16 protein-coding genes are annotated in these 17,784 nt (G+C 67.3%); 5 read left to right on the top strand and 11 right to left on the bottom strand.

The features are described 5' to 3' along the window. Window positions 1-370: 370 nt before the first annotated feature. Window positions 371-502: a hypothetical protein gene (locus tag EF294_RS22490; RefSeq protein ID WP_281276020.1), complete on the bottom strand. Its 132-nt coding sequence runs from the start codon at window positions 500-502 to the stop codon at window positions 371-373. A 76-nt stretch (window positions 503-578) separates the two neighbouring features. After that, window positions 579-1,010, bottom strand: a complete 432-nt coding sequence (locus tag EF294_RS18135; protein WP_123932365.1) for an organic hydroperoxide resistance protein — start codon at window positions 1,008-1,010, stop codon at window positions 579-581. 564 nt (window positions 1,011-1,574) lie between these two features. Between EF294_RS18135 and EF294_RS18130 the strand changes: the two genes are divergently transcribed. Continuing rightward, window positions 1,575-2,636: an isopenicillin N synthase family dioxygenase gene (locus tag EF294_RS18130; RefSeq protein ID WP_123932364.1), complete on the top strand. Its 1,062-nt coding sequence runs from the start codon at window positions 1,575-1,577 to the stop codon at window positions 2,634-2,636. Continuing rightward, window positions 2,633-3,961 carry an amidohydrolase family protein gene (locus EF294_RS18125; RefSeq protein WP_123932363.1) on the top strand — a complete coding sequence of 443 codons (1,329 nt, stop codon included), beginning with the start codon at window positions 2,633-2,635 and terminating at the stop codon, window positions 3,959-3,961. The genes EF294_RS18130 and EF294_RS18125 overlap by 4 nt, the downstream gene beginning before the upstream one ends. Before the next feature lie 27 nt (window positions 3,962-3,988). On the opposite strand, the gene EF294_RS18120 is transcribed toward EF294_RS18125, so the two are convergent. The 5 genes from EF294_RS18120 to EF294_RS18100 all read right to left on the bottom strand — a co-directional run bounded on the left by EF294_RS18120 (window position 3,989) and on the right by EF294_RS18100 (window position 9,470). Next, a complete protein-coding gene (locus EF294_RS18120; protein WP_123932362.1) occupies window positions 3,989-4,645 on the bottom strand; it encodes a hypothetical protein in 657 nt (218 codons plus the stop codon). Between the two features lie 82 nt (window positions 4,646-4,727). Beyond that, complete coding sequence (locus EF294_RS18115) at window positions 4,728-6,167, bottom strand: hypothetical protein (RefSeq protein ID WP_123932361.1); 1,440 nt, start codon at window positions 6,165-6,167, stop codon at window positions 4,728-4,730. 1 nt (window position 6,168) lies between these two features. Continuing rightward, entirely contained in the window at window positions 6,169-7,452 is a 1,284-nt protein-coding gene (locus tag EF294_RS18110; RefSeq protein ID WP_185091146.1) for a lipase family protein, read from the bottom strand. A gap of 51 nt (window positions 7,453-7,503) precedes the next feature. Further along, on the bottom strand, window positions 7,504-8,958 hold the full coding sequence (locus EF294_RS18105; RefSeq protein WP_123932359.1) for a GntP family permease: 1,455 nt from the start codon (window positions 8,956-8,958) through the stop codon (window positions 7,504-7,506). After that, window positions 8,955-9,470 (bottom strand): gluconokinase, encoded by a 516-nt coding sequence (locus tag EF294_RS18100; RefSeq protein WP_123932358.1) that lies wholly within the window; start codon window positions 9,468-9,470, stop codon window positions 8,955-8,957. Before EF294_RS18100 ends, EF294_RS18105 begins: the two co-directional genes overlap by 4 nt. Before the next feature lie 154 nt (window positions 9,471-9,624). Here EF294_RS18100 and EF294_RS18095 point away from each other — a divergent pair, with 154 nt between their 5' ends. Then, a complete protein-coding gene (locus EF294_RS18095) occupies window positions 9,625-10,332 on the top strand; it encodes a FadR/GntR family transcriptional regulator (RefSeq protein ID WP_123932357.1) in 708 nt (235 codons plus the stop codon). A 73-nt stretch (window positions 10,333-10,405) separates the two neighbouring features. Here EF294_RS18095 and EF294_RS18090 read toward each other — a convergent pair whose 3' ends face one another. Genes EF294_RS18090 through EF294_RS18080 form a run of 3 tightly spaced genes read right to left on the bottom strand, consistent with a single transcriptional unit; the run spans window position 10,406 to window position 13,815 of the window. Beyond that, entirely contained in the window at window positions 10,406-11,434 is a 1,029-nt protein-coding gene (locus tag EF294_RS18090; protein WP_123932356.1) for a fused (3R)-hydroxyacyl-ACP dehydratase subunits HadA/HadB, read from the bottom strand. A gap of 55 nt (window positions 11,435-11,489) precedes the next feature. Then, window positions 11,490-12,515: an aspartate-semialdehyde dehydrogenase gene (locus tag EF294_RS18085; protein WP_123932355.1), complete on the bottom strand. Its 1,026-nt coding sequence runs from the start codon at window positions 12,513-12,515 to the stop codon at window positions 11,490-11,492. A 34-nt stretch (window positions 12,516-12,549) separates the two neighbouring features. Next, the gene (locus EF294_RS18080; protein ID WP_006369521.1) at window positions 12,550-13,815 is read right to left on the bottom strand and encodes an aspartate kinase; all 1,266 of its coding nucleotides are present in this window, start codon (window positions 13,813-13,815) and stop codon (window positions 12,550-12,552) included. 156 nt (window positions 13,816-13,971) lie between these two features. Between EF294_RS18080 and EF294_RS18075 the strand changes: the two genes are divergently transcribed. Next, on the top strand, window positions 13,972-15,285 hold the full coding sequence (locus EF294_RS18075) for a hypothetical protein (protein WP_123932354.1): 1,314 nt from the start codon (window positions 13,972-13,974) through the stop codon (window positions 15,283-15,285). A gap of 11 nt (window positions 15,286-15,296) precedes the next feature. Here EF294_RS18075 and EF294_RS18070 read toward each other — a convergent pair whose 3' ends face one another. Next, entirely contained in the window at window positions 15,297-16,052 is a 756-nt protein-coding gene (locus tag EF294_RS18070; RefSeq protein WP_123932353.1) for a TetR/AcrR family transcriptional regulator, read from the bottom strand. 116 nt (window positions 16,053-16,168) lie between these two features. Here EF294_RS18070 and EF294_RS18065 point away from each other — a divergent pair, with 116 nt between their 5' ends. Beyond that, entirely contained in the window at window positions 16,169-17,689 is a 1,521-nt protein-coding gene (locus tag EF294_RS18065) for an MFS transporter (RefSeq protein ID WP_123932352.1), read from the top strand. Window positions 17,690-17,784 lie beyond the last annotated feature (95 nt).

The following is a 17,784-nucleotide window of genomic DNA, read 5'->3' as shown; positions in this document are numbered from 1 at the left end:
TACTCCACTCCCTCACGCTACCGCCGTCATCCTCTGCGCCGTGCGTCAGGTCACAGCCGCCGCCCGGCCCCGTCGGCGACAACGTCGCACCCCGGATACGACGACGGAGCCGAGGTCCAGGCTGTCGCCCTCGCATCCACCGGGTATCGGTGCACTCAGGCCACCAATGGCTGCCACCGGTGTCCCTGGTTCCGCCCTCTCCGAATCCCTTAGTGCCTGCGGTCGTGGCGACGGTCTGCGCGCCCATGCGGGCTGACGCCACGGCTGTGGCACGCTCGGCGGGCCGCGTCGGTGAATTGCGCGAGCGACACCGACGAGCTCGTCGAGTTCGAGGTGCATGCATCGACCGGCGTTGGTCGCCGGCGACGTCTCAGTGGGCGTGCGCGGCGATCAGCGACAGAGCGATCCGATCGACGAGGGTCGTGACGGTGATCTCCTTCTGCTCATCTCTCAGGCGGCCGGCGATGAGGCGGCCGGCGATGGGGGTGGACGGCGCAGACATGGTGTGACCCCGACTTGTGGTGAGGTTGCCTGACTGTGGCCGGCAACGCGCGGTGGCGCGGTGGACCGTGACGTCCTCAGACACGGACCGTCAGAGTGTGATTGATGTTGCCCTTGGTGGCCTTGGAGTACGGGCAGAAAGCATGTGCCTTCTCGACGAGTTCCTTGGCCTTCGCCTCGTCGAGGCCCGGCAGGTAGGTCTCGATGTCCACGACTAGCCCGAAACCGCCGTCGGACTCGTCCTTGCCGATGCCCACGGTCACGGTGACGGTGGCGTCGTCGGGTGCGGGCGAGCCCGCCTGCGTGGAGGTGGCGCGCAGGGCGCCGAGGAAGCAGGCGGCGTAGCCGGCCGAGAACAGCTCCTCGGGGTTGCTACCCTCGCCGCTGCCCCCGAGTTCCTTCGGCGGACGCAGTTCGAGGTCGATCTGACCACTCGCGGAGACCACTTCTCCGTCGCGGCCGCCGCCACTGGCCTTGGACGAGATGCTGTATGCGGGTGCGATTGCCATGATGTCTCCTCGGTTGTCGGCCGCCCGTGGACGGCGTGTTGGACGTACTCGATCGAGCGAATTTCCGGTTGTTGTCGAACTACCCTGCTCATCAACCATTCTCGACGTCTCCGCGTTCCCGATGCGACGAATTGGGCGAGAATTCCCGGCAACAGATCACGGGCCTCGGTGACGGCGGTCACCGAAACCGCGCCGCGGGATCGGCAACACCACCCAGAAGGTGATCTCGGCCTCTTCGAGGAGGTACCCGTGGTCGGGGTTCCGATACGGTGTCGCGGCGACGACGCAGTCGACGGCTCTGTTGTCCCCGCGGCTGCGGCACACCAGGTGTGTGGAGGAGATCCAACTATCGGATCAACTCCAACCTGGGCAGGTTCGACCTACCTACTCACCCGCGCCCCTTCCGAATGGCGGGCCCGCCGAAGGCGTCGTATCATCTTCGGCACGAGATCGTGTGTAGCAACCGGCAAGAAGCCGATTGTTCGCGTCCGTCGGCCACTCCTCTCTCACGCGGCCGGCGTCGAAAAGCGCACACCGTCTCATGACCACCGAGAGAGTCACACCATGAACGACACGACGACCACCGTCGATATTCACACGTCTGCCACCCATACCGATCCCACCCACATCCCGGCCACTCCGATGGCCGAACTCACCCGGGAGTCACGGATGGGTGATGTGGGCACCGAGACCGCCGACCGCGAGGTCCGCCAGATCTCCCTCGCCGATTTCGCCGCCCGCCGCGCCGAGATCACCGAGCAACTCTTCTCGGCCGCAACCGATATCGGGTTCTTCCAGATCGTCGATCACGGCATCGACATGTCCGTGGTGAACCATGCGTTCACCATGTCCGAGCGGTTCTTCGCACTGCCCCAGAAGATCAAGGAGCGCTATCCGCTGAAGAGGGGGCGGAACGCGGGCTGGGAGTTCATGACCCAGGTCCGGCCGTCGGTCGGCACCCCGGATCAGAAGGAGTCCTACCAGTTCACCCGCCCACGGATGGACGGTTTGTGGCCCACCGAGGACGAACTCGCCGGATTCCGCTGTACCCTCGATGATTTCGAGTCGCGGTGCCGGAAACTCGCGATGTCGCTGCTCGGCTGCTTTGCCGACAAGCTCGGCTTCGATCGCGAGTTCTTCACCCGCGCACACGATCCGGACGTTGATACCTATCAGTGCACTCTGCGGCTGTTGCACTACTACCGCTTCCCCGACGAGTTGCTCGACGAGCCCACCATTTGGCGAGCGGGTGCGCATACCGACTTCGATGTGCTGACCCTGCTGTTCCAGCGGTCAGGGCAGGGCGGTCTGCAAGTCCTGCCGGGAGCCGAAGCCGACAGCCAGGCATGGACTCCCGTCGACCCGTCAGACGAGGCAATCACCTGCAACATCGGCGACATGCTGATGCGCTGGTCCGATGACACCCTGCCGTCGAACTTCCATCGGGTGCGCGCACCGCGTCGCGGCGAGTACCAGGGCCCGCGCTACACCATCGCCTACTTCGCGCAGGCCAACACCGACGTGCTGATCGAGAGCGCGGGGGGCAAGTACCCTCCGATTACTGCGGCCGATTATATTGCCCAACGACTTTCAGCAAACTTCGACGCCACCAAGAGCCGTCGATGACCGCCCGTGATGGCTCTCCGGCCGGAGAGCGGGCATTCACCGACGTCACCGTCCGCATGGGCGGCACATGGGTCGCCCACCAGGATGTGTATGTAGCTGCCGGGGTCATCAGCGCGATCTCCGACACCACCGCCTCTCCCGACTCCGCACTGCCCGCGGTACTCATCCCCGGCTTCGTCAATACCCACACCCATCTGCAGCAGTCGCTGATGCGCGGAATCGCCGAGTGCACACCACTTCTGGAGTGGCTCTTGGCCGTCGGCGAGCAGTCGGTGGTCATCACGCCGGAACGCGCTTATCTCGCGGCGGCGGCAGCCTGCCTGGAGAGTCTGCGATCGGGCACGACGACCCTCGTCGAGCACATGTGGCCCCACCCCTCGGATGAGGTCCACGGTGCGGTGATCCAGGCGTTGCACGACACCGGGATTCGTGCCCTACTCGGGCGGGGCGTCGCCGATCGGGGTGACGCGACCCGCAAGTGGGGCTTCGAGCCACGGCTCATGCAACCCCTCGACGAGGTCGTGGACCACATCGATCACCTACGGACGCAGGTCGACGGGTCGACGATCTCGATCGCCCTCGCGGTCCCGAATCCGCGTTCGCTCACCGAGCCGGGCATGACGACGCTGCGTGAGTTCGCCCAGGAGCGTGACCTGTCGGTCTCCATCCATCTGCTGGAGACGCCGACCGACGATGTGATGTGCCGTGAACACGCCGGTGTCGGTGCCGTCGACTACCTCGATCGCGGCGGTTTCCTCTGGGATCGGGTGCTCGCGGTGCACTGCGTCGAACTCGACGAGTACGGCCAGGCTCTGCTCGCCGACCGCGGTGTGGCGATCTCGCACAACCCGTTGTCGAACATGCGACTCGGCAGTGGCGTCGCCCCGGTGCCTGCGATGCTCGATCGAGGCCTCGCGGTGGGGCTCGGTGTCGACGGCGCGGCCAGCAACGACACCCAGGACATGCTCGAGACATTACGCATCGGCGCCTATCTGCAGCGGGCGGTGCATCGGCGCGCGGATCTGATGGGCAACGCGACGATGCTCGACATCGCCTGCGGCGGCGCGAACGTGGCGCTCGGGCTCCCCGAATCGATCGGTGGCGTCGCCGTCGGCGCCCCCGCCGACCTGACACTGCTGCGCTTCGACCGGGATTACGCCACACTCCCGGTCGGCGATCCGGGCGCCGCGCTACTGACCACCGGCTCCCCGCGTCTGGTGGACACGGTGATGGTCGACGGCGAGATCGTCGTCGCCGACGGTCGCAGCACGCGCATCGACGAGGCCGAGTTCACCAAGGAGCTGATCGCCGCGACGGCCGGGTGACCGGTGGCTGCGGCCACGGCGAGTTCCTTACCGGGCCCGCAGCATTCGCGTCGGGCGCATCCGGGTCGACTCGGGCAGCCAGCGATCGACGACACGGCGCAGGGTCATGACCGCCGACACCAGCAGCAACGCGAACTGAATCCATCCGAGAATCACGGTCCCCGACCACAAGCTCGGATAGCGGAAGAAGAGATCGAGTCCCACCGGGATGCACATGAGGTTCAGGACGACGATCGTGAGGAAGAAATTGCGGCAGTTGCGGCTGTGATGGGTGGCAGTGGCCCGGAGAAACAGGTATGCGCCGAGAAGGAACAGCACGGTGACGATCAGCCCGGCGACCGGCAGCACCGACGCGAAGGTGTTGATCTGACCGGCGCTGGGTTGACCCTTCGGCGTGGCCACGGCGTCGGCGAGCATCCGATCACGAAGAAGATCTCGGATCGCTCCGAGATTGATCGCCCCGTACACGACGCACACCAAACCGGCAGCGGCCGCGCCCCAGAAGGCCACCCGGGCGTGCAGCGCCAAAGCAGCCGGCGCAGGCCCGGGCGCGGTGGGCGGCTTCGGGTACAGATTGGCCCGGTCCCGGTCGGCCGAGGTCCGCTGCAGTTCGGCAAGGTCCTGCGCGTCGAGCTCGGCCTGCGAGGGCCTGCGGTCGGGGTCCTCGGAGGTGGGATCGATCATGGTCGCATTGTGACACTCGTCGCGTCGGCGCGGTGGCGCGCCCGGTCATCGGAACACGGAGGGCGACCGTCGACCACCGAGCTCACCGGCCGATCTTGAGCATGTGACCGACCGTCGCCTGCCACAACATGCCATCGGCGGCGATGGTGCCCGTCAGTTCCAGCGGCTCGTCGATCGGAGCGGTACCGATCTGCCGGGTGACCACCCGCCGTCCGGTGGCGAAGTCGCTCGCGATGTAGTCGACCGGCCCGCTCTGTTGGATCGCCCCCGGCACATACGGCCCGTATCCGAGGCCGTGGATGAGTCCGTCGGCGCGGGAGAGCTTCGGCAACGACGCGAGGCGGTCGTTGTTCTCCCAGACCCGATGACAGCCGCGCGCGGTCACGTCGATGCGGGTCGACCCGCCGACGAAGCCCGAAGTCGCCGGGACCGACGGCCCCGACACCGCCAGCGGCGGGTACTGATAGCCATAGGTGCTGGGAATGACCAGTGAGTCACCCCACGCCATCGGCGAGTTCTCGGTGCCCTGACCGGACGTGCCGAAGGCAGGCATTGTGCACACGAGCCGACCGGTGTCGCTGTCTCGCACGATCAGCGACGGGTGGTGCGCGGCGTTGTCCACGATCGCCACCCAGCCTTCGCCGCCGGGACCGAAATACGTTGGCGTCGTGCCCGATCCCCACGTCAGCTGGCCGGGTTTGCGTGCCGGGCCGCGGTCGTAGGCCTGTCGCCAGATCGTGTGCGGCGCGGCACCCGGGGTCGCCCACATCTCGTACAGCGCGTGCGTGGTGAGCACCGAGACACCACCGGGGCGGACGCTGAGTCCGTTGCCGAGGTCCTCGCCGGGCGGCAGATGCACCGAGTGCACGCGACGGTCGGTGTCGACGGTGCCGATCACGCCGTGGGCGGTCGCAAACCAGATGCGGCCCAACCCATCCGGCGCCAGGCCGGTGATCGAGTCGCCGGAGGGGATGTGCCCGGACACGTCGATCCGGTCGTCGACGTACACCTGCCACCCGCGGGTGGTGTGCCGGTGGGCAACGAAGAGGATCGCGTTCGAGCCGTCGGCGACGACCACCCGGTCGCGGCCGTCGAGGTACCCGTACACCCCGCCGAGCAATCCGCCCTTGGCCAATTGAACCGACGCCAGCGGTGCGGCGGACGCCGGATCGAACAGCGTCACCGACGGCACCGCGAACCCGCCTGCAGACCCGTCTCCGGGTGCTCCGATGTACCTGGTGCACAACGAGACCGGCATGCCGCCGCTGCCCACGAAGGTTGCCGCGCACGCGGCTCCCGGTACCGACGACGCGAGCAGCCGGGCGCCGCGGCCGGGTCCGGGGTGAGGCGTGGAGTCGGTGGACTCGAGATCCCCGTGCATCAGCGACGTGCCCGGCGGTCCGAGGATCGGCGGCCCCGGATCGGGCGGCGGGTCCCCGGCAGCGCGGCCCGAGCCGGCGACCACCATGCCGGTGATCAGCGCCGCGACCGCCGCCGCCCGGACCCGTCGACCCGCCGTCATGTCACCTGGCGAGTTCGGTGAGGAGGAAATTCGTCGCCGGCAACAGTGTGGTGAGCATAGGCAGCGCGTGGTTCACGACCAGTCCCGGGAAGATCGGCGGGAGGGTGTTGGTGACCATGGACACGGTGGCGCCCTGCGCTTTCCAGTCCCGATACAGCTGGGCGACCTGGTCATACGGGATGACGTCGTCGTTGATCCCGCCCTCGAGCAACACCGGGGCGTTGGGCTTGAGCTTGCCGATCAGCTGGTCCCCGACGATCTTGCGGACCTGTGGGTCGGCGTTGACGATCGCCGACAGCGGTTGACCGCTGCGGGTCCAGGAGTTGGTCCGCTGGAATCCGTAGGACAGGATCGTGTCACCGATGCACTGCGTCGACAACCGTTGCAGTGCAGTGTGTCCGGCCGCATTGGTCTGCCGGTCGACGACGGTCTTGAGCGCCGGGTACCGGGCTTCGAGGCCGTTGATGGCGTAGCCGATGGCGCCGGAGATCGCGGTGCCGTCGATGCGGTCGATCACCTTCGACAGATCCGCGGGCGGAGCACCGGCATAGGTGGCCTTGACGTTGAGGTCGGGTGCGTAGGTCGAGGCGAGTTCGGCCGCCGATGCCGCCGCACCACCGCCTTGCGAGTAGCCGGAGAACGCGACCGGTGAATTCGCCGGTGCCCCGGCAATCTTCAGCGCTGCGCGCGCGGCGTCGAGCATGGCGTGGCCGGATTCGAGTCGATTGACGTAGGTGTGGATGCCGGGTGTGCCCATCCCGATGTAGTCGGTGATCGCCACGCGCACACCGTTGATGAGCAGGAGATTCATCTCCAGACCGGAGTAGTTCACCGCGATCGACGGCTTGCTCGGATCGATCGCCAGCGGGAACGACATGAGCTTCGATCCGGCGCATTGATCACCCTGCCCGACGGTGCCGGGGCCGAGCACGACGGTCGGTCGCGGGCCCTTGCCACGCCACGGGGCGGTCGGTTCGATGACCGTTCCGGTCACCGCGGCCGGCGAACCGTCCTGGTACTCCGAGGTGTACATGACGCGCTTGGCGGTGCCCGGCCACTGGTTCGGAATGCCGGGAATCTGCAGCAGTAGCGGTGACGGCTCGCTGCGGATGATCGATCCCGGTGCGCTCGCGAAGTGCGCGGGCGGTGTGTAGAAGTCTGCGGCCTGGGCCGACGGTGCTGCCAGGCTCGCTCCGGCGGCGGCCAGCGCGCCGGCGGTGAGCACCGCCGCACCCCGAATCCCCCAGGTTCGCCGTGATGAGTTCAATCCCCGAATTCGTCTCATGGCTAGGTAAGCTACCGCACAGTAACCTCGCGGGGTAGATCCCGGTCACCCTCAGATCACGAGGCCGAGCGCCGACACCACGATCAGTCCGGTCACCGACAGGATCGTCTCCATCGCCGACCAGGTCTTGAAGGTCTGCCCGACACTCATCCCGAAATACTCCTTGACCAGCCAGAATCCGGCGTCGTTGACGTGTGAGAGGAAGACCGAGCCCGCGCCGATCGCCAGAACCACCAGCGACACCTGGCCCGAACTCAGCCCGTCGACGAGTCCGAGCATCAATGACGACGCGGTGATGGTCGCGACGGTGGCCGATCCGGTGGCGACACGGATGAGTGCGGCGAGCACCCAGCCGAGCAGGATGACCGAGATGTTGGCGGCCGATGCCCAGTCAGCGAGCAGGGTGCCGATGCCGGTGTCGACGAGGACCTGTTTGAAGCCGCCACCGGCCGAGACGATCAACAGGATGCCCGCGATCGGCGGCAGCGACGATCCCACACAGGACGAGAGGGTGTCGCGGGTCATGCCCGATCGGCGGCCGAGGGTGAACATCGCGACGACGACGGCGATCAGCAGTGCGACCAACGGCGTGCCGAGCACGTCGAGAATCCTGCGGATCCATTGACCGTCGTCGTCGACGACGATCTCGGCGATGGCCTTGCCGAGCATCAGCACCACCGGCAGCAGGATCGTCGCGAGGGTGAGGCCGAATCCCGGCCCCTTGGGCGATCGTGCCGAAGGTGTTGCGCCGGAGTCTGATTCGGACTCCTCCGGGGAACTCTCGGAGCGGGCGCCGACGGTACCCGGGTCGGCATCGAAGGTGCGGGGCGCGTCGATGACGACCCATCGCCCGGCCAGCATGCCGAACAGCGGACCGGCAACGATGATGGTCGGAATCGCCACGGCCACACCGAGAGCCAAGGTGAGGCCGAGATCGGCGTGGAGTGCGTCGATGGCGACGAGCGGCCCGGGATGCGGCGGGACGAAGCCGTGCATGGCCGAGAGTCCGGCGAGCGCCGGGATACCGATCGGGATCAGGCCGAGACCCGAGCGCCGGGCGACGAGGTAGATGACCGGCATCAACAACACCAGGCCGATCTCGAAGAACATCGGCAGCCCGATGACCGCACCCACGAGGGCCATCGCCCACGGCAGCATCCGCGGCCCGGCGTGGCCGACGATGGTGTCGACGATCTCGTCGGCACCGCCGGAATCGGCGAGCAGTTTGGCGAACATCGCGCCGAGCACGATGAGGATGCCAACCCCGGCCGCAGTCGATCCGAAGCCCGCGGTGAACGAGTCGATGACCTTCGGAACCGCTTCGCCGGCAACGATTCCCACGGTGCCCGCACCGGCGATCAGGGCGAGGAAAGGATGGACCTTGGCCCACGTGATGAGGGCGACGATGACGGCGATGCCCGCGAGCGCGGCGACGACGAGATGCCAGCCGGAGCCGACCGGGTCGGGCAGTGTCGTCTCGGCGGCGAGGACGGTGAGCGTGTTCATCGGGCGCCTCCGGTGGCGTCGGCGATCAGTGGTGCGGCGGCGATGCGGTCGATAATGGCGTCGACGGGCTGGTCGACGTCGACGATGACTCCACGCTCGTCGGACCCGAGCGGCTCGAGGATGTCGAACTGTGAGTGCAGCAGCGACGTCGGCATGAAGTGCCCGGGCCGGGACGCCTGCCGCCGCGCGATCACCTCGAGCGGCCCGTCGAGGTGGACGAAAACCGTGTCGGGGCAGTGGCTGCGCAACCGGTCGCGGTAGGCGCGCTTGAGCGCCGAACAACTCATCACCCCGCCGTCGCCGTGCTCACCGAGCCAGTCCCCGATGAGGTCGAGCCACGGCTGCCGGTCGGTGTCGGTCAGCGCGCGACCGGCCGTCATCTTGTCGATGTTCGACTGCGGATGAAAGTCGTCGGCGTCGGCAAACGGCACCCGCATGCGCTGCGCCAACGCGGCGCCGACCGTCGACTTTCCCGATCCGGATACTCCCATGACCACCACCGGCGACCCCATGCCCGCTCCTCTGCTGCTGTGCTACTGGTCACATAGACTGCCTTAAAGGTATGACTATTGCAAGCCCAAGACTCCAATCATCGTTTTATATGGATCGCACGACCGTAAACGGCAGCGCTTCGCGATTGACACCCGCGAATGAGAAGATGATTGGGTGACCGAGACCACTGCCGCCACCGATCGGCACGAACAGGTGCTCACCGAACTCGGGGTGCGCATCGCCTCCGGCGATCTGCCCGAGGGCGCCGTGGTGACCCTCGACGGGATCGGGACCGAGTTCACGGTGTCCCGCACCCTGGCCCGCGAGGTGATCCGTGTACTCGAATCGATGGGACTCGTCGCGTCGCGGCGACGCGTGGGGATCACCGTGCAGCGCCGAACCCGCTGGAGTGTGTTCGATCCGCGACTGATCCGGTGGCGCCTCGACGGCGCCGATCGCGCCGCCTTCCTGCTGACGCTGTCCGAGCTACGCCGGGGTATCGAGCCCGCCGCGGCCGCACTGGCCGCCCAGCGCGCCGACGAACACCAGTGCCGCGTACTCGCCGCCGCGGCCTCCGACATGGCCGTACACGGACGGACCGGAGACCTCGACGCCTACCTGTTGGCCGACAAGATCTTTCACCGCGGCCTTCTCGAGGCCAGCGGTAACGAGATGTTCCGGGCACTGACCGGGGTGGTCGGCGAGGTCCTCACCGGCCGTACCCATCACGGCATGATGCCCGCCCGGCCCAACCCCGCGGCCATCGCACTGCACGACGACGTCGCCCGCGCGATCCGGCTCGGCGAACCCGACGCCGCCGAGAACGCCATGCGCGCAATCATCGATGAGGCGGCGCAAGCGGTCGCCGACGAGCGCAGCTGACCCGCCCGCCACATATCCTGGGCGCGTTGCCCTTTCGGTCGTCAGGGATTCCAGGCGTCGGGGATTCCGGCCGTCAGGCGAAGCGCACGTTCATCGTCGCCAGCCCGAAGATCTTGCGGCCGCCGGACTTCGCGACGATGATCACCACGCCGCTGCGGGTCTCGGCGTCGAGGGACTTGATCCGCCCGCTGAACTCGATGTCGCCGCCCTCGGCGGCCGAGACCACCGCCACCTGCGACAGGCGCACCGAATAACGGGTCACCGCACCCGGATCGCCCGACCACGCGGAGACGAAGCCCGCCCCGAGACCCATCGTCAGCATCCCGTGCGCGATGACGTCGGGCAGGCCGGCGAGCTTGGCGATCGACTCGTCCCAGTGGATCGGGTTCGCGTCGCCGGAGACTCCCGCATAGTTGACCAGATCGCCGCGCGAAAGTCGCGCGTGCCGCACCGGCAACTCGTCGCCGACGGCGAGGTCGTCGAAGTTGCGCGAGCCGGGGGTACGCGTCGCACCGGCCGTCGCGATACGGCGCGCACCGTCGGACCGGACCGTCTTGCGGTAGCCGGAGGCCGACTGCTCGCGCGAGAGGATGTTCACGTCGTGCACCATGATGGTCCGCACGGCCTCGGCAATCGACGGGTCCACCTCGTCGGCGGTCACCCCGACGACGGTGGTGTGCATCGTGTGCACCACCTCGCCGAAGGCGTCGGTGAAGGTATTGGTGACGGTGATCAGATCACGCCCGGCCACCCGGCGCACCGAACTCAGCTCAACGTCGGTGTGCAACTCGTCGCCGGCGACGATCGGCCGATGCTGCTCGAAGACCTGCTCGGTCTGCACATAGGTCTCGTACCCGACCACGACCGACTCGAACAGCTCCTGGTTGGCCGCCATCGCAGGAATCGCGGTGAACGTCAGCGGCGATACCACCCCGGCGTAGCCGAGTTCTCCGGCCACCGCCTCGTCGCGATGGGCCGGATGCGAATCCTGCACCGCCCGAGCGTATTCGCGCACCTTCTCGCGACCGACCTGATAGGCCTCATCAATCGCGTAATAGTGGCCGACCCGCGCGTCGAGGGCAGAGGCATCCGGAGCAGTCATGGCAACATCCACCGATCATCGAGGTGAGGCTGGGGCATCGAGGCAAACCACATCGTCAGACGAGCAGTTCCGCGATCTGAATCGTGTTGAGTGCAGCGCCTTTTCGCAGGTTGTCGCCTGAGACGAACAGGGCCAGACCCCGCCCGTCCGGCACACCTGGATCGGTCCGGATACGCCCGACCAGCGAGTTGTCGCGGCCCGCGGCGGCCAGCGGCGTTGGAACATCGACGACCTCGACCCCCGCTGCACCGGCGAGGATCTCCCTCGCACGCTGCGGCGCGAGCGGCTCGGCGAACTCGGCATTGATCGACAGCGAGTGCCCGGTGAACACCGGCACTCGCACGCACGTACCACTCACCAGCAACTCGGGCAGTCCGAGGATCTTGCGGGATTCGTTGCGTAGCTTCTGATCCTCGTCGGTCTCCCCCGACCCGTCGTCCACCAACGCCCCGGCCAGTGCGATCACGTCGAAGGCGATCGGCGCGACGTACTTGTCGGGTGCCGGGAAGTCGACGGACGACCCGTCGTAGACCAGTTTTTCGACGTCATCGATCACCGCGCGCGACTGCGACGCCAGTTCCTCGACGCCGGCCAGCCCGCTACCCGACACCGCCTGATACGACGAGACGATCAACCGTTGCAGGCCCGCCGCATCGTGCAGCGGCTTGAGCACCGGCATCGCGGCCATGGTGGTGCAGTTGGGGTTGGCGATGATGCCCTTCGGCGGGTTCTTGGCGAGTTCGCCGTTGACCTCCGAAACCACCAGCGGCACATCGGGATCCTTGCGCCAGGCGGAGCTGTTGTCGATGACGGTCACCCCGACGGCGGCAAAGCGCGGTGCCTGCTCGCGCGACATCGTCGCCCCCGCGGAGAATAGTGCGATGTCGAGTCCCGACGGATCCGCGGTCGCGGCGTCCTCGACGACGATCTCGCCGTCACCCCACGGCAGCTTCTTGCCCGCCGAGCGCGACGACGCGAAGAACCGCACCGAATCGGCGGGGAACTTGCGCTCCGCCAACAGGGTTCGCATCACGCCGCCGACCTGCCCGGTCGCTCCGACGACTCCGATGGAAAGTCCCATCACAATCTCCCGTCGCTTCGCTCGCCCATGTCCCTTACCGCCCTGTTCCCGCGTAGACGACGGCTTCCTCGTCGCCACCGAGATCGAACGCGGCGTGCAACGCACGCACCGCGTCGTCGAGCTCGGTGTCACGGCACAGCACCGAGATCCGGATCTCGGAGGTGGAGATGAGTTCGATGTTGATGCCGGCCTCGCTCAACGCCTCACAGAAGGTGGCGGTGACGCCGGGATGGCTCTTCATGCCCGCGCCGACCAGCGACACCTTACCGATGTGATCGTCGTAAAGGACTTCGGTGAACCCGATCTCCTGCTGCAGCTTGGTCAGCTTCTCCACACCGAGCGGCCCGAGTTCGCGCGGTAGGGTGAAGGTGATGTCGGTCTTGCCGGTGTCGACCTTGGAGATGTTCTGCAACACCATGTCGATGTTGATCTCGGCGTCGGCGACCGCGCGGAACACCTTGGCGGCATAACCGGGCCGGTCCTCAAGGCCGACGACGGTGATCTTGGCCTCGCTGCGATCGTGCGCGACGCCGGTGAGAATCGCTTCTTCCACGGGGATGTCCTCCATCGATCCGGCCACCATCGTGCCGGGTTTGGTCGAGTACGACGAGCGCACGTGAACGGGAACGTTGTATCGGCGGGCGTATTCCACGCACCGCAGCATCAGGACCTTCGCGCCGCACGCGGCCATCTCCAGCATCTCCTCGAAGGAGACGGTCTCGAGCCGCCGGGCGTCGGGCACGATGCGCGGATCGGCGGTGTAGACGCCGTCGACGTCGGTGTAGATCTCACAGACGTCGGCCTCCAGCGCCGCGGCGAGCGCGACGGCGGTGGTGTCCGAGCCACCGCGGCCCAAGGTGGTGATGTCCTTGGTGTCCTGCGAGACACCCTGGAAGCCGGCGACCAACACGATCTTGCCCTCGTCCAGAGCCGCGCGAACGCGCCCGGGTGTGACGTCGATGATCTTGGCCGATCCGTGGCTGCTGGTGGTGATCACACCGGCCTGCGAGCCGGTAAACGACTGCGCCTGCGCGCCGAGCGAACTGATCGCCATCGCCACCAGCGCGTTGGAGATGCGCTCACCGGAGGTCAACAGCATGTCCATCTCGCGGGCTGGAGGCGCCGGATTGACCTGCTGGGCCAGATCGAGCAACTCGTCAGTCGTGTCACCCATCGCCGAGACGACGACCACGACGTCGTTGCCCTGCTTCTTGGTTTCGACGATGCGCTCGGCGACGCGACGAATCCGCTCGGCCGACGCGACCGAGGATCCGCCATATTTCTGCACCACGAGTGCCACGTCGGCTGCCCTCCTGCAAGGTGTGTCGATGCGTTGTATGCCGGGACAACCTTACCGGCGGCCGGCATGCACCTCGCAGCCGCCGCTCGGCCGCCCGCCCAGGTCGCGCTTTCCACAGGTCGCGCTTTCCACAGGTCGCTGACCTACCATCTCTGCGTGTCCACCACGAGTGCCGTCGGCCACGACGCGCGCATACCCGACCCCGGCCAACCGGAGCGCGCGTCGGCAGCGAGTGCACCGCCCGCCCTCGCGTGGCGGTCATGGCTCGCGCCGATCGGCATCTACCTGCTGATTCGAGCCGTCGGGGTACTCATGCTGGCCCGTTTTGACGCGCTGCGCGGATCGTCGCTGAGGGACTCGTTGTCGGCGTGGGACGGCAAGTGGATGCTCGCGATTGCCGAACACGGATACGACGGAGTGCCCGTCGAACTCACCGACGCGCGCGGCTATCACACCGCCGACACCGCCTTCGCCTTCTTTCCCGGATATCCGTACACCGTGGGAGCGCTGGCCCACCTGCCGTTCCTGAGTCCGTTCGGTGCCGCCGTGCTGCTGAATCTGGTGCTCGGATGTGTGGCCGCGGTGGGCACAGCGCAGTTGGGTGCGCTGTGCGTGGCGTGGATGGCCGGGCGGACACCGATGGTCGCCGCGCTCGCCCACACCGACCCGGGTGACTCGTACGCGCGACGCGTCGGGCTTTATCTCGTCGCGATCTTCGCGGCAACCCCGATGTCGGTGGTCCTCAACATGGCATACACCGAGACCCTGTTCTGCGCGCTGAGCATTTGGGCGCTGGTGGGCGTACTGCAACAGCGGTGGGTGCTTGCCGGGATCTGCGCATGCTTGGTCGGAACGGTTCGTCCGACCGCTGTCGTCGTCATCGGAGTGGTGATGCTGGCCGCGTTGATCGATGTGTTCGGCCGCTCAGGGTCGGGGCAGGAAGGGTCGGGCCGATCAGGATCGGGGTGGACGACCGCCGGCGCCTGGCTCGCTCTGCTCCTCAGTCCGCTCGGCTACCTCGGTTACCTGGCCGTGGTGTGGGCCCAGACCGGCTCACCGACAGGGTGGTTCACGATCCAGACCCAGGGCTGGGACACCCGCTTCGATTGGGGCGTGGCTGCATTCACCTTCGTCAATGATCAGCTCGTGAACTCCGGCGAGGTGGCTCCGGTTGCGACCTCGTGGATCATCATCGCGACGCTGGTGATGGTGGTGGTGGCGCTCTGGGCCCGATTGCCGTGGCCGGTCCTGACCTACGGCGCCCTGGTGACTGCCTCGATCGTGGCGTCGAGTGGTCTCATGATGAGCCGACCCCGGCTGCTGTTGCCCGCATTCGTACTGCTCCTGCCCCTGGCCATCGTCCTCGCCCGGGCCCGCCCGGCGATCGGGGTGGCGGTGATGGTGCCGATAGTCCTGGCCAGTTCATGGTTCGGGGCGCACATGCTGACGGTGTACCCGCACGCCATGTAGGTCCGAGCCTCTCAGCCCGACACTTCAGTGACGAAACCCGCACACAGCACGCGAAGTCCGGCGTCGAGCACCGCTCGCGGATCCGAGAGTCGGGTCGCGTCCGGGTTGCCGGCGAGGGCCGCCAGCTGCGGCAGGGTCGTCGGATCGACGGCCAGTCGCCCGGCGATCAGGTCGGCCAGACCGCCGTCCGGTGACGGCGACGCCTCGGCACCCCGGCGTCGGAGTTGCACGCTGAGAAGCTGCTCCCCGACGGCGGCCAGCGCGACGCCGTTCACCAATGACCAGAACGCCAGGGCCATCTCCGCAGCCCGCACGTGCCCGACCCCGACGTCGACGAATCCGGCGATGAGCCAATCGAGTCCGGCCAGCGACTCGGTACCGAAGGCGTAGCGCGGCGTTGCATATGCCAGCACCACCCAGGGGTGACGCTGATAGAGCTCCCAGTCGATCTCGACGGCAATCTCGATGCGCTCACGCCAGGTGGATGAGCACTCCTGCACCGGATAGGGAAACCGGGTGCCGATCTCCTCGGCCATCGCCTGGAGCAACGCGTCCTTGTCGGCGATGTGCCGGTAGAGCGACATCGCGCCGACGCCGAGTTCGTCGGCGATGCGTCGCATCGACAACGCATCGAGCCCGTCCCGGTCGGCGACGACGATGGCCGCCTCGACGATCACCGACGACGTCAGCTTCTGGACCGACTGGGCCACCACCACGCTCCCCTCACCCCGCACGGGGAATTTTCCACTTGCGTACAGCGTACCCATATCCGTACCGTCAATGAGCGTACGTCGTACGCGGGCTCCGGCCCGCGGCGACGCGTACGCCACATCAACCTCGTCCCGGGTGCAGATACCCGGACACCAGATACGGAGCCCTCCTCATGACCACCGAATGCCGCACGACCGATCAGCGCAACCGGGACACCTCGGTCGCCGATCGCCGTACCTGGCTCGGGCTGGCCGTGCTGACGCTGCCCGTACTGCTGGTGTCGATGGACTTCTCGGTGCTCTATCTGGCAATTCCGTCGATCACCGATGCGCTCGACCCCAGCGCAGCCCAGCAACTCTGGATTCTCGACATCTACGGGTTCCTCATCGCCGGTCTGCTGATCACGATGGGCAATGTCGGCGACCGCCTCGGTAGGCGACGAATCCTGCTCGCCGGTGCCGCGATGTTCGGCATTGCCTCGGTCATCGCCGCCTTCGCGCCGAGCGCCGGCGTCCTCATCGCCGCCCGCGCACTGATGGGCATCGGCGGTGCGACACTGATGCCGTCGAGTCTGTCGCTGATCGCCAACATGTTCCCCAACGCCCGCGATCGTGCTCGCGCGATCGGCGTCTGGACGGCCGCGTTCGCTGGCGGTTCGGCCATCGGCCCGGTGGTGGGCGGCGTTCTGCTGCACCACTTCTGGTGGGGCGTCGTGTTTCTGATCAACGTGCCGGTACTGGCCGTGCTGTTCGCGCTCGCCCCGCGCCTGGTTCCCGAGTACCGCGCGCCGTCGACCGACCCCTTCGACTTCCTCGGCGTGGCGTTGTCGCTGCTGGCGATCCTGCCGATCGTGTACTCGATCAAGACCGTGGCCGCCGACGGCGTGTCCCCGCTCATCGCGGTGATCGGTGTCGTCGGCGTGATCATGTTCGCGGTGTTCCTCCTTCAGCAACGTCGGACCCGTGCCCCGTTGCTCGACCTCATGCTGTTCGGCAACATCGCCTTCAGCGCCGCGGTCGCCTGCGCTCTGGTGGGGATGATGGCGTTAGGCGGTATGTCGTATCTGACGGGTGTGTACCTCCAGTCGGTGATGGGTCACGACGTCCTGGCCGCCGCGCTGGCCGGGCTGCCGATGTCGATCGCCGTGGCCGTCTTCTCGATCGGCGCCAGCCGGGTGACTGCGTGGGTAGGTACCCGCACCGCGTTGGTCGGGTCGGTGGCGCTCGCCGCGTTGGGTAACCTCGGGTTGCTGTGGCTGTCCACCGACAGCTCGCTGTGGATCTATCTGGCGTCGACGTCGATCGCCGGTATCGGATATGGCGTGCAGTTCAGCCTGGTCTCCGAGGTCGTTGTCGGTTCGGTTCCGCCCGAACGGTCGGGCGCGGCGTCGGGTATCTCCGAGACGAGCTTCGAGCTGGGCACCGCGCTCGGTCTGGCGCTGCTCGGGTCGCTGGCGACGCTGGTGTTCCGCGAGCACATCTCGGGAGCCGGGCTCGGCGACACCCTCGGCGAGACCCTGCATCAGGCAACCGGGATGGGTGCCGACGGCGCCGCACTCGCCGACGCTGCCCGCGCAGCCTTCGTCGACGGGGTCCACGCCGCCTCACTTGCCTCGGTGATCACGCTCACCGTGTTGGCAGTCGTCCTCGCCGTGGTGATGCGGAACCCGAAGGACACGATCAGCGGGCGCTGATCGCCGGTGTGGCCCACTCGATGACCGACCGGGGCGTCGACACGCCGGCGGGTGCGCTGAAGCGCCCCAGCTACGAACCCTGCGGCACCATTGCC

The organism is Gordonia oryzae (assembly GCF_003797185.1).
GTDB classification, from domain to species: Bacteria; Actinomycetota; Actinomycetes; order Mycobacteriales; family Mycobacteriaceae; genus Gordonia; species Gordonia oryzae.
This window is presented reverse-complemented; position numbering and strand designations above follow the sequence as displayed.

Bases quoted from the DNA above. Each gene is read 5' to 3' on its own strand.
- EF294_RS22490 (WP_281276020.1), bottom strand. From the start codon at position 502: ATGTCTGCGCCGTCCACCCCCATCGCCGGCCGCCTCATCGCCGGCCGC.
- EF294_RS18135 (WP_123932365.1), bottom strand. From the start codon at position 1,010: ATGGCAATCGCACCCGCATACAGCATCTCGTCCAAGGCCAGTGGCGGC.
- EF294_RS18130 (WP_123932364.1), top strand. From the start codon at position 1,575: ATGAACGACACGACGACCACCGTCGATATTCACACGTCTGCCACCCAT.
- EF294_RS18125 (WP_123932363.1), top strand. From the start codon at position 2,633: ATGACCGCCCGTGATGGCTCTCCGGCCGGAGAGCGGGCATTCACCGAC.
- EF294_RS18120 (WP_123932362.1), bottom strand. From the start codon at position 4,645: ATGATCGATCCCACCTCCGAGGACCCCGACCGCAGGCCCTCGCAGGCC.
- EF294_RS18115 (WP_123932361.1), bottom strand. From the start codon at position 6,167: ATGACGGCGGGTCGACGGGTCCGGGCGGCGGCGGTCGCGGCGCTGATC.
- EF294_RS18110 (WP_185091146.1), bottom strand. From the start codon at position 7,452: ATGAGACGAATTCGGGGATTGAACTCATCACGGCGAACCTGGGGGATT.
- EF294_RS18105 (WP_123932359.1), bottom strand. From the start codon at position 8,958: ATGAACACGCTCACCGTCCTCGCCGCCGAGACGACACTGCCCGACCCG.
- EF294_RS18100 (WP_123932358.1), bottom strand. From the start codon at position 9,470: ATGGGGTCGCCGGTGGTGGTCATGGGAGTATCCGGATCGGGAAAGTCG.
- EF294_RS18090 (WP_123932356.1), bottom strand. From the start codon at position 11,434: ATGACTGCTCCGGATGCCTCTGCCCTCGACGCGCGGGTCGGCCACTAT.
- EF294_RS18085 (WP_123932355.1), bottom strand. From the start codon at position 12,515: ATGGGACTTTCCATCGGAGTCGTCGGAGCGACCGGGCAGGTCGGCGGC.
- EF294_RS18070 (WP_123932353.1), bottom strand. From the start codon at position 16,052: ATGGGTACGCTGTACGCAAGTGGAAAATTCCCCGTGCGGGGTGAGGGG.
- EF294_RS18065 (WP_123932352.1), top strand. From the start codon at position 16,169: ATGACCACCGAATGCCGCACGACCGATCAGCGCAACCGGGACACCTCG.